At 70.5% G+C, this 10,144-nt stretch carries 6 protein-coding genes; all 6 read right to left on the bottom strand.

Going from position 1 to position 10,144, the window contains the following annotated elements:
• On the bottom strand, window positions 1–1,770 hold a 1,770-nt coding region (locus P409_RS16090; RefSeq protein ID WP_034839107.1), incomplete at its 3' end, for a hypothetical protein.
• A gap of 152 nt (window positions 1,771–1,922) precedes the next feature.
• Window positions 1,923–2,642: a cyclic nucleotide-binding domain-containing protein gene (locus P409_RS37140; RefSeq protein WP_161790409.1), complete on the bottom strand. Its 720-nt coding sequence runs from the start codon at window positions 2,640–2,642 to the stop codon at window positions 1,923–1,925.
• A complete protein-coding gene (locus P409_RS16085; protein WP_052120746.1) occupies window positions 2,527–4,455 on the bottom strand; it encodes a cation:proton antiporter in 1,929 nt (642 codons plus the stop codon). The genes P409_RS37140 and P409_RS16085 overlap by 116 nt, the downstream gene beginning before the upstream one ends.
• Window positions 4,456–4,754: 299 nt before the next feature.
• Window positions 4,755–6,431 carry a calcium-binding protein gene (locus tag P409_RS41240; protein ID WP_052120744.1) on the bottom strand — a complete coding sequence of 559 codons (1,677 nt, stop codon included), beginning with the start codon at window positions 6,429–6,431 and terminating at the stop codon, window positions 4,755–4,757.
• A gap of 274 nt (window positions 6,432–6,705) precedes the next feature.
• Window positions 6,706–7,581 (bottom strand): pyridoxal kinase PdxY, encoded by an 876-nt coding sequence (gene pdxY / locus P409_RS16075; protein ID WP_081991550.1) that lies wholly within the window; start codon window positions 7,579–7,581, stop codon window positions 6,706–6,708.
• 229 nt (window positions 7,582–7,810) lie between these two features.
• The gene (locus P409_RS16070; RefSeq protein ID WP_034839103.1) at window positions 7,811–9,193 is read right to left on the bottom strand and encodes an aminotransferase-like domain-containing protein; all 1,383 of its coding nucleotides are present in this window, start codon (window positions 9,191–9,193) and stop codon (window positions 7,811–7,813) included.
• Window positions 9,194–10,144: the final 951 nt, after the last annotated feature.

Genomic DNA, 10,144 nt, shown 5'->3' with positions numbered 1-10,144 from the left:
CCGCACCAGCGGCGGCCGGTCGCTGTCCAGGTCGGTCTCCAGCAGCGGCAGGCCCCCGGCACCCGGGCACAGCATTGCCGCCGCCGGCTGGGCCAGGCGCAGCCGCGGCGTGAAATCCTGCGCCGGCACGGCCAGCGACAGGCAGTCGCCATGCACCGGCCGCACCGTCAGGTGCTGGCCGACGGTGTCGACCCGTACCGTGCCCTGGGCGGTGGCGTTGCCGCCCTGCTTGCCCGGCAGGCCGATCGACGAGCTGCCGGACAGCGTCGCGGTCCAGCCGGTGTCGGTGGTCTCGCCGGTCACCGTCATCGGACCGGGATCGACGGTCAGGCCGACCGCCTCGAACGGGTCGAGGTCCAGCACCGCCTCCGGCACCCGGACCTTGGCCTGGCCGGCATCGTTCAGCCCGAGCTCGGCGTCGATCGAGCCGGAGACGAGGAAGCCGGCGACATTGCCCTTGGTGGCACCGGCCAGCCGGGTCCACCAGGTGTCGCCCTCGCGGCTGAACTCCAGCCGCTGCGGCCCGCCATTGCCGGGCAACCAGTCGAGGTCGACCGACAGCTTGCCGGAGGCGAAGCGTCCCGCCACCTTCCAGGGCCGGCTGCCGGCCAGGGTCAGGGTGCCGCCGGAGAGGTCGATGGCGGCGGTCAGCTGCCCGGTCTGCAGCGACACGCCGGTGCCGGCCTGGACGCCGTCGGTCGACAGCCGGATGAAGCCGTCGGCCAGCAGTTCCGGCAGCTCGTCCAGGCTGGGCAGGCCGGGGGTGCGCAGGGTCAGCCAGGCGTTGACGCTGGCCTTGCCGGTGACACCGCCGTCGAAGCCGAAGGCCGGCGCCACGGCGCCGAGATTGTCGGCATCGACCTGCACCGCCAGGTCGGTGCCCGGCCCGTCCTTCGTGCCCTGCAGCTGCAGGCCCAGGCTGCCGTCCCCGCTGCCGATCCTGGCGCCGATGATCAGCTGCTGCAGCCGCTGCAGCGTGCCGTTGCCCTGCACGCCGAAGTCGCGGAACCGCGCCGCGCCGCGCTCGACCTCGGCCACGGTCAGCGCGCCCTGGATCTCGCCGCTGCTGTCGCGTTCGCCGCCATAGGCGATCCAGCCGGTGACCCCGTCCAGCGCCAGCTGGTCCGACCGGAAGGTGGCCTGCTCCAGCTGCACGCCGCCATAGACCTGGCCTTCGGGGGTGTTGGTCAGGTCGAACTTGGCCTGGGCCGCGCCGCCGGCGCCGGCCGGACGCAGCCGTCCGCTCCACACCAGCCGGCCCTGCTCGTTGACTGCGCCCTCGGCCTCCACGGGGGTGCGGATCCGGCCCCAGGGCGTGTCGATGACGATCGTGCTGTCGCGCACCGAGATGGTCCGGAACGGGATCGCGCCCAGCCCCTCGCCTCCCCCGCCCCCCTCCAGCACCTCCATCCGCGGCAGGTCCAGCGCGCCGGACCTGTCGATGCCGAGGCGGATCGAGACGCCGGACAGCTCGATCGAGGACAGGTGGCCTTCGCGGATCAAGGTCCAGGGGTTGAAGCCGAGCGAGATCCGGTCGATCGTGATCCGCCCCTCGGCCACGGCAATGCCGCCGATCTCGGCCGAGCCGAGATCGACGCTGGAGACGGTCAGCCGCTCGACCGGCACGCCCTCGGCCCGCAGGCGGGCGACCGCCTCCTGCTCGACCCAGCCGGGCAGCAGCTGCCGCGCGGCGATCGCCAGCCCGACCAGGATGGCGAGCAGCGCCGACAGGCCGATGGTCCAGCGGCGACGGGGAAGGTAACGCGCCATCTTACCACTCTAACCGAGGCGGCGGGCGGCCGGAACGGGCCGGTCACCGGGGACATGGGCAGGTATGCCACTTCTATCCTCCCCCTCCCGCAAGGGGAGGGGGAGGATGGATTGACAGGCCGCTCCACGAGGAGCCAAAACCCCTCACCCGTCTAAACCGCCTCCTCCTCCCCCAGCGCGGAGATCGTGCGCTCGGTCTCGGTGCTGCGGGCGCGGGCGACCTCGGCGATGGTGCGGCGCAGGTCGGGATGGGCGCTGGCCAGCGCCTGCAGGTCGCGGGCGGTCAGAGCCAGCAGTTTGCAGAAGGCGATGGCGGTGACCGTGGCGGTGCGGCGGCCGCTGATCAGGACCGCCATCTCGCCGAAGAAGTCGCCGCGGCCGAGCCGGAACTTGCGCCCGCCGCGGCCGATCTCCACCGCGCCGGAGGAGATGAAGTACATGGTGTCGCCGCGCTCCCCAGCCTGGACGATCGCCTCGCCCGGCACCGCGAAGATCGGCTTCAGCAGGCGGCAGATCTGGCCGATGCGCTCCTCCGACAGGCCCTGGAAGAACGGCAGGCGCCGCACCAGCTCCTCGGTGCTGAGGCCGAGATCGAGCCGCGGCCGGCGCTGCAGCGTCTCGTACAGCCGGCCGACGTCGCGCTGCAGGTCCTCGTAGATCTCGCCGGTGATGAACTGCTGGTTTCGCAGGTCGTCGTATTCGACCGATTCCAGCCGCAGCGCCGCCCAGCGCAGGAAGCGCTCGGACATCCGCCGCTCATAGTCGGGATATTGCAGGCGCCAGGCCTCGATCGCGGCGACGATGGCGTCCAGCCGGGTGGTCAGGACGGCGTCGAGCGACTGCCACACCTCGGCGCCCAGGAGGCGCCGCATCTCCGCCTCGGCATGGCGTTTCAGCATCTCGATCATCATCCGCGAGACCTTGAGCATCTCGAGGCGGTCGGCGATGCGGCTGGACAGCGGCCCCTCCCAGCCGGTGTAGCGCTGCAGCAGGATGGCCAGGCGAAAGCTGTAGCCGAAACCGATGTTGCGCGACGCCGCGGCCAGGTAGTCGCCGCGGCCGCCGGTCATCGCCGCGTCGTGCAGCCGGCCGACCTGGGCCAGCAGGTCGACCGTGGTGCGGCGCGACATCAGCTTTTGGTCGAAATGCTCCACCACCAGGTCGCGCTCGCGGTTGGCCAGGGCCATCAGCCCCATCCGCTCGCGGCTCCTTCGGGTCCAGCATGAAGGGCCGGCTGGCGAGGCCGCTGAGACGGCTGCGATAGGCTTCGGCCGCCTCCTTCGCCACCTCCGGCGCCAGGTGCTGCTCCTCGGCGATCTCCTCGATCCGCTCGGCGATGCCCTCGCGCGCCTGGTGCAGGGCGCGGTCGCGCAGCGCCAGCTCGGTCGGGCTCAGCGCGCCCATGCCCAGCGCTCGCATCACCAGCCGCAGCGTGGTGGCGTTGACCAGCAGGGTCCACAGCACGAAGCCGGTGGCCAGGACCACGACGAAATGCGTCGCCTCGGTCCCCAGCAGCGGGTTCTCGCTGACCGCCAGCGCCAGGGCCAGGGTGACGGCGCCGCGCAAGCCCCCCCACAGGATCACCACGCGATAGGGCGTGCTGACCGGCTGGCCGACCTTGAGCCAGGTCAGCACCGGCAACAGCCCCCACAGCACGATGGCGCGGGCGGCGAAGGCGGCGGAGATCAGCACCAGCAGCAGCAGCCCGTCCTCGACCGTGGCGTCGCGCAGGAACTCCGGCACCAGCATGGCGGCGAAGATGAAGATCAGGGTCGAGGCGCAGAAGCCGAGCAGCGCCCACACCTTCTCCAGCCCCTCCCAGCCCTCGGCGGAGATCCGCACCCGGCCGGTGGAGCCGACCACCAGCGCCACCGTCACCACCGCGACGACGCCGGAGACGTGCAGGTAGCGTTCGGCCACGACATAGGCGATGTAGGGCAGCGCTAGGGTGAAGGCGACCTCGGCCACCGGGTAGCGGTTCAAGGGCCGCATCACCATGAAGGCCAGGCGCCCGGCGATGAAGCCGAACAGACCGCCGCCGATGAAGAAGCGCAGGAACAACAGCGGCGCGCCGCTGGCATCGGCCTCCTCGGCACCATGGCCGGTGCCACCGCCGGCGGTCAGCAGGCCGATCAGGACGATGTAGAGGGTGATGGCCGCGGCATCGTTCAGCAGGCTCTCGCCCTCGACCAGGATGGTCAGGCGCCGCGGCGCGCCGGCGTCGCGGAAGATGCCGATCACCGCCGCCGGGTCGGTGGTGGCGACGATGGCGCCCAGCAGCAGGCACAGCACCAGCCCCTGGCTCGACGTGCCCCATAGGGCGACGCCGACCACCAGGCTGCAGACCAGCACGGCGACGACGGCGAGCGTCAGGATCGGCGCCACATCGTCCATCATCCGCCGCACATCCATGTGCAGCCCGGCCTCGAACAGCAGGATCGGCAGGAAGATATGCAGAATCGCCTCGGACCGGATCTCGCCGCCGGTGACCGCATGGGCGAATTCGGACAGCGGCCCGCCGCCGCCGATCACGCCGGTGGCGCTGGCGACCGAGCCCAGCGCGATGCCCAGCCCGGCGATCAGCACCGAATGCGGCAGCGACAGCCGGGTCGCCAGCGGCTGCAGCAGCGCCACCAGGACGATCAGGATGGATATGGCGAGTACGGCCAGGGCGATGTCGGGCATGGCTTCCCATCGTCAGAACCGGGCGTCCCCCCGCCCAGCCCGGCGATACTACACGACGCGCGCGATCTGTCGCCGGTGATGGTGGTCACTGATGGATGAGACCTGTTCAGAGTTCCCGACACCGTCATTGCGAGCGCAGCAGAGCAATCCAGGGCCGGTGCGCACCGACCCCTGGATTGCTTCGTCGGCTTCGCCTCCTCGCAATCACGGTGAGGGGACGATCGTTGCGAAAGGGTCTCAAGGACGAGGTCGGTCCGGAGTCGCGCCTCCCGCAGAGCACGGCGACGGGACGTCCCGGCTCAGAGCACGAAATCCGCCGCGACGAGCGCGATGGTGCCGGTGAGCTGGATGTGGAAGTCGGAGACCTTGTCGCCGTTGACGTCGCCGGCGACGGTGGTGACCCCGGGTGCCGTGACGGCGAAGCGCAGCTGCCCGGCGACGCCGGTGTAGAGGCCGTTGCCGATGAAGGTGAAGGCCTGGTCGCCGGCCGCGCCGGTGTTCGCGTCCATGAGCGACAGGTCGATGCGGTCGCCCTGGGCGTGGCTGAAATCGGTGATCCGGTCGGCATTGGCGCCGACGGTGCTGTCCGCGGTCGCGACATAGGAGAAGCGGTCCGCCCCGACACCACCGGTCAGCGTGTCCTTGCCGGCACCGCCGCGGATCAGGTCATTGCCGCCATAACCGGCCAACGCATTGGCCCCGGTGCTGCCGATCAGCGTGTCGCCGCCGTTGCTGCCGTTGACGTTCTCGATCGAGACATAGGTGTCGCCCGCGGCGTTGCCGCCGCTGCCGGTGCCGGTGGCGAGATTCACCGTGACGCCGGTGGCCTCGCCCCAATAGCTGGTGAGGTCGGTGCCGGCGCCGCCGTTCAGCGTGTCCGCGCCGCCGCGGCCGCGAAGCACGTCATTGCCGTTCCAGCCCTGCAGCGTGTTGCCGCCGGCATCGCCGGAGAGGGTGTCGCTGCCCTGGCTGCCGCTGACATTCTCGATTCCGACCAGGGTGTCGCCTTCGGCCTCGCCGCCGCTGCCGGTGCCCGCGGCGAGATCGATGACGACGGCCTCCGGACGGAAGTCGTAGCTGGCGGTATCGACGCCGCTGCCGCCGTCGAGCTGGTCGGCGCCGTTTTCGCCATAGAGCACGTCGTTGCCGTCGCCGCCGTCGAGGGTGTCCTCGTCATCGTGGCCCCGCAGAATATCGGCGCCGCCGAGCCCGCTGAGGATATCGTCCCCGCCCCGGCCGTCGAGAAGGTTGTTCCCGGCCGAGCCGGTCAGGATATCGTTGACGAGGAAGGCGCCGTAGACGTTCTCGATGCCGGAGAGCACGTCGCCCGCGGCATCGCCGCCGCTGGCGGTGCCGAGGTTCAGATTGATCGTCACGGCGGCGGAGCCGGCATAGTCGATCAGGTCGATCCCGGCGCCGCCGTCGAGCTGGTCCGCCCCGGCGCCGCCGGTCAGGTGATCGTCGCCGGCCCCACCCAGCAGCGTATCGTTGCCGCCCAGCCCGCTGAGATCGTCATTGCCGTCACCGCCGGCGAGGACGTTGGCGGCGACATTGCTGCCGATGATCGTGTCCCCGCCCGCGCCGCCGGTGACGTTCTCGACATCGGCAAAGCTGTCGCCGGCAGAATCGTTGCCGCCGCCGGACCCGACGCCGGAGAGGAGGCTGACGACCACTGCGACGGTGGCGTCGGCGTAGGTGACGGTGTCGATGCCGGCCCCGCCTTCAAATCGGTCGCCGCCGGCGCCGCCATGCAGCACGTCATCGCCGCCACCGCCGACCAGCCGGTCGTCGCCGACGCCGCCATCGATCAGATCGATGCCGCCGCCGCCATAGATGATGTCGTTGCCGGCGAGACCGCCCAGGGTGTCGCCGAACGCCGTCGCCAGCGGGATATCGGTGTAGCCGGGCGGGATGACTACCCCGTCGCCCAGGATGTGGATGACATCATTTCCCGCGGTTCCGTTGACGACGGCCATTCTCGATCTCCAGACGATAGACAGGCGCGGCATCCGCACCGTCGGCCATTCTGCAGGAGATCGGCGGGGGCGCATCTCCCAGATGGGAGGGCGCGGGCTGTCGCCCGTGATGGTGATCGCTGGTCGCGAACGGGGCGGCTCTGTGCATTGCCTCTCCCACCCCAACCCCGTCATTGCGAGCGCATCGAAGCAATCGAGGGCGGTTCGAACCGGCCCCTGGATTGCTTCGTCGGCTTCGCCTCCTCGCAATGACGGTAAGGGTTGCTACAGCCCCCTACCCCTCCACCCGCTTCACCTCGAACCGCTCGGGCGGGGTGGCGATGGCGTCCTGGGCGGCGACGAGCTGGATCTCGCGCTTGCCGGAGCGGTGGGTCTCCTCCATCACTGCATAGACCGTGCCGGCGGTGCGGCCGAGGGCCACGCCCGGGTCGCCGCTACGCAGGTAATGCGCCAGGAACAGCGCCGCGGTGATGTCGCCCGAACCGTTGACGCTGATCGGCAGCCGCGGCGTCGCCACGATCCACGCCCCTTCCGGCGCCACCGCCAGCATCTCGATCACGCCGTCCGGCGCGTCGCGGCGGATCAGGCTGGTGACCAACACGATCTTCGGCCCGGTGGCCTGCACCTTGCGGGCGGCGGCCAGCGCGTCGTCCAGCGTGGCGATCGACCGGCCATCGCCGGCGCCGAGGCCGGCCAGGAACTCCAGCTCGAACTGGTTCGGGGTGATGATGTCGGCCTGCGGCACGGCGTGGTCGCGCATGAAGTCCGGCAGGCCCGGGCGGACGAAGAAGCCGCGGTCGACATCGCCCAGCACCGGGTCGCAGCAATAGATCGCCTTCGGATTCGCTGCCTTCACCTTGGCCACGGCGTCGAGCACGACGGCGCCGAGCGACACGTCGCCCATGTAGCCGGACAGCACGGCGTCGCAGCCCGGCAGCACGCCGCGCTCCTCCACCCCGCGCAGCACCTCGGCGATCTGGTCGGCGGCCAGCACCGGGCCGCGGAAGCTGCCATAGCCGGTGTGGTTGGAGAAATGCACGGTCAGGACGGGCCAGACATCGATGCCGAGGCGCTGCAGCGGGAACACCGCGGCGCTGTTGCCGACATGGCCATAAGCGACGGAGGACTGGATCGACAGGATGGCGGTCACGGGGCGGCTTTCTGGTTGGCGTGGGTCTTTGGGGGCGGACAAGGGCGGCTCGGCCTGATCATCACTACACCAATCTGCTCAGCGGCGGCGTCCCCCTCACCCTCCCGTCGCTTCGCGCCGGGCCCCTCCCTCTCCCCGAGGAGAGGGGAAGGAGCCGAGGCTCTATACACCTCTCCTCGGGGAGAGGTCGAAATCGCGACGCGATTTCGGGTGAGGGGGTGGCTCAGTTTCAAGCGGCGGCCAGGCTCAGGTCGGGATCGCTCCTGAGCAGGTCGACCAGCAGCCTGAGCCCGCGCTCCAGTTCCTCGGCATCGGCGGCGGCGGTCAGGGTGATGCGCATGGCGTGCGGCGTCTCGGCCCTTCCGGGCACGAACAGCTCGGTCGAGGTCATGGCCAGGCCGCGCTGCCGCGCCGCCGCCACCACGTCCTGCGCCCGCCACGGCTCCGGCAGCTCCAGCCAGATGTGGAAGCAGCCGGGCTTGCTGTGCCAGGTCAGCCCCTCCAGCGCCCGCGCCGCCACCGCGTGGCGGGTCTTGGTCTCGCGCCGGATGCGATCGGCCAGCACGTCGCAGGTGCCGTCCTCGATCCAGTCGGCGACGATCTGCCCCATCACCGGCGGCGCCATCCAGTTGGTGGCGCGGGCGGCCGAGCTGAAGCGCCCCAGCCGGTCGGACGGCATGGCGGCGAAGCCGATGCGCAGCGACGGCGCCATCGCCTTCGACGCCCCGGTGATGTAGATGCTGCGCTCCGGCGCGTAGCTGGACAGGGCCGGCGGCGGGTCCTCGGCGATATAGCCGTAGATGTCGTCCTCGACGATGGTGATGCCGAGGTCGCGGCACAGCTCGGCGATCACGCGGCGCCGCTCGACCGACATGGTCTTGGTGGTCGGGTTGTGCAGCGTCGGCGTGGTGTAGAGCAGCCGGGCGCCCGAGGCGCGCGCCGTCGCCTCCAGCGCCTCCGGCGTCATCCCCTCCCCGTCCATCGCCACCGGCCGCAGCGACAGGCGCAGCAGGCTGGACAGGGCGCGGACGCCGGACCAGGTCAATTCTTCCACCAGGATCGGGTCGCCGGGATCGCTGAACGCCATCAGCGCCGCGGTGATGGCGTGCTCGGCGCCGCTGGTGACCAGCACGCGCTCGGGCCCGACCTCGATGCCGCGGCGGCGGATCCATTGCGCGCCGGCGGCGCGATGCTCCCACCGCCCGGTATGGGCCTGGTAGTTGATCAGCTCGCCCAGCGCGTTGGACCCGGCGATGCGGCGCATGGCCTCCGCATATTCCGGGGCGATGACATGGGTCGGCGGCCGGTTGACGCCGAGCTCGATGGTCTGCGGCCCGCCGACGGCCGGCATGTCCAGCGTGGCCTGGGACCGGGCGCCGGCCTTGACGAAGCTGCCGCGCCCCACCTCGCCGGCCACCAGGCCGCGGCGCTCGGCCTCGGCATAGGCGCGGCTGACGGTGCCGACGGTGACGCCGAGGCGCCAGGCCAGGTCGCGATGGGTCGGCAGCCGCTCCCCGACCTTGAGCCGGCCGGCATAGACGTCCTCGGCGATGGCGTCGGCGATGCGCAGATATTTCGGCCCCGCGCGGTCGACCAGCGACGGCATCCACATGGCGGCCTCCTGTCCCGTTCCGATTGTCTCAATCCGCATCACAGCATGATCGGGACAATCGGGACAAGAACGGGCGGAATGCAGCGAAGGCAGGGCAGGATTGTCGGGGTGCGGTGATCCAGCGAGTCGAGCCGGCCGGGCACGGGCGACGGGATCACCCGGCCGGCCTGGGTGCGGCCGCAGGCCACCCGCCGGGGCACCGTCCCTTCCGACCGCCGGACCGGGCTTCGGAGTCGCACATTGCGAGCACGCCGGCAGCCCGTTTCGGTCCGCTCCGGTTTTAAATGCAAGACATTTTGCAATCGGCTGAAAACCGCGGCCGGAAAGAAAAGAAATGCAAACGCGGCCAGGCCGTCGCCGCCACAACGTTCCACGCTACCTATTTGGCTCTAATTTTAGAAAGAACAGGGACAGAATTTATGATTTCACCGCACCGGCACTATCACCGGATTCTTGGAATGTCGAATGACGTTTCGGCCTGTCTTCCATGACTTCGCAGTTCTGCCTTTTGCCGTTTGCTTGGGGATCCGCTTGGCTAGGCTGTGAAGTCTTAAAGTCGTTCGTACAATCATCATCCAACAGGGTTTGGCTTTCCGTCGCGACGGGGGACGCGCGCTCTCTCATCGTGCTCGACCGCACTCCGGCCGGGCCCCCGCGCAGGGCACGCTCGCGCAGCCATGCCCTGCCGGAGGATCCCGGGGCCATTCTTCGTCCCGGGCCGAAGCCCGTCTCGCGGCATCGCCGCCGCCCGATCCTTTTCCGCACCGGCATTCGCAGAACCAGATCGGCGCCCCGACGGATCGCCCCGAGGACGGGCCCATCAACGTCGAAGTCGACACGAAGGAGGAGCGAGACATGTCCTTACGCATTGTCGCGGCTTCATTCGCTCTCTGCCTGGCGGCCAGCGCCCCGGGCCTGGCGGCACCGCCGGGCGCGGCCGCCGACAGCGCC

Source organism: Inquilinus limosus MP06, assembly GCF_000767795.1.
Lineage (GTDB): Bacteria > Pseudomonadota > Alphaproteobacteria > DSM-16000 > Inquilinaceae > Inquilinus > Inquilinus limosus_E.
Note: the sequence above shows the minus strand (reverse complement) of the source record. Positions and strands in the feature narration are given on the sequence as shown.